This window comes from Methylobacterium sp. WL116 (assembly GCF_008039455.1).
Lineage (GTDB): Bacteria > Pseudomonadota > Alphaproteobacteria > Rhizobiales > Beijerinckiaceae > Methylobacterium.
The window spans coordinates 1-985 of the sequence record NZ_VRUV01000923.1 but is presented as its reverse complement, the minus strand read 5'-3'; the positions used below and the strand labels follow the sequence as shown (position 1 = coordinate 985).

Sequence of the window (985 nt, the reverse complement as noted above, 5' to 3'; positions counted from 1 at the left end):
GGCGCAGGCCGCGCCGGTGGTGGTGCAGGGCGGCCCGGATCCCGAGGCGGTCGCCGCCTGCGCGCGCCGCTTCCGCTCCTACGATGCCGCGAGCGGGACCTACCTCGGCAACGACGGCGACCGTCACCCCTGCCCGTGATCGCAGACCCCGCCGGGCTCGCCAACGCTGCGGGTCCGGTCCCCCGATCCTGAGCGCGCGGGACGCCGCGCGGATCGGCGGCCGGCGCGCGCTCCCGCTCCCTTCGAGCACCGGTCCGGTGCCGGACCTTCCACCTTCCAACCCAAGAGGACGACCGATGAGCAAGGGCTATCCCTCGATGACCGCGCTGCTGGGCCTTCTGGCCGTGGCCGGCTACCAGAACCGCGACAAGCTCGCCGAGCTCCTGAAGGGGCATGATGCGACGCCGGGGCACACGACGATTCCGCCGGTGTCGAGCCGCTCCACGACCTCGTCCGGCAGCGGCGGCCTCTCGAGCCTGGGCGGGCTCCTCGGTGGCGTCGGCTCGGCCGGCGTCGGCGGCCTGATCGCCAGCGGCCTGAGCGAGCTCGTCGACCACTTCACCAAGGGCGGCCACGGCGAGACGGCGAATTCCTGGATCAACCAGGGCGCCAACCGCGACATCCACGAGACCGATCTCGAGCGCGCCATCGGCCCGGAGACCCTCGACCACCTGACCCAGCAGACCGGCCTGAGCCGCTCCGCGCTCCTGTCGCGCCTCTCGCGCGAGCTGCCCTCGGCCATCGACCGCTACGCCGCCGACGGTCGCAAGCTCGCCTGACGCCGAACGACGATGCGGCCGGCGCGCGAAGGCGCCGGCTCCGAGGCGCCAACGCGATGGCGCGCGGACCGGATCGACAAGCCCGGCCGCCTCGCTCCGCATCTCAGGCCAGGACCAGGATCGTCCCGAGCACCAGCAGGACCAGGAGACCGGCGAGCAGGACGACGCGTCCGACCGGCTCGGTCTCGTCGGCCTCGGGCTCCGCC

The 985-nt window shown here is 73.9% G+C and carries 2 protein-coding genes; both read left to right on the top strand.

Translation table 11 applies throughout. The features are described 5' to 3' along the window. The coding region (locus tag FV223_RS28515; RefSeq protein ID WP_147729984.1) for a BA14K family protein at positions 1-139 on the top strand (139 nt) is incomplete at its 5' end. 157 nt (positions 140-296) lie between these two features. Further along, the gene (locus FV223_RS28510; protein WP_147729983.1) at positions 297-779 is read left to right on the top strand and encodes a YidB family protein; all 483 of its coding nucleotides are present in this window, start codon (positions 297-299) and stop codon (positions 777-779) included. Positions 780-985: the final 206 nt, after the last annotated feature.

Bases quoted from the DNA above. Each gene is read 5' to 3' on its own strand.
- FV223_RS28510 (WP_147729983.1), top strand. From the start codon at position 297: ATGAGCAAGGGCTATCCCTCGATGACCGCGCTGCTGGGCCTTCTGGCC.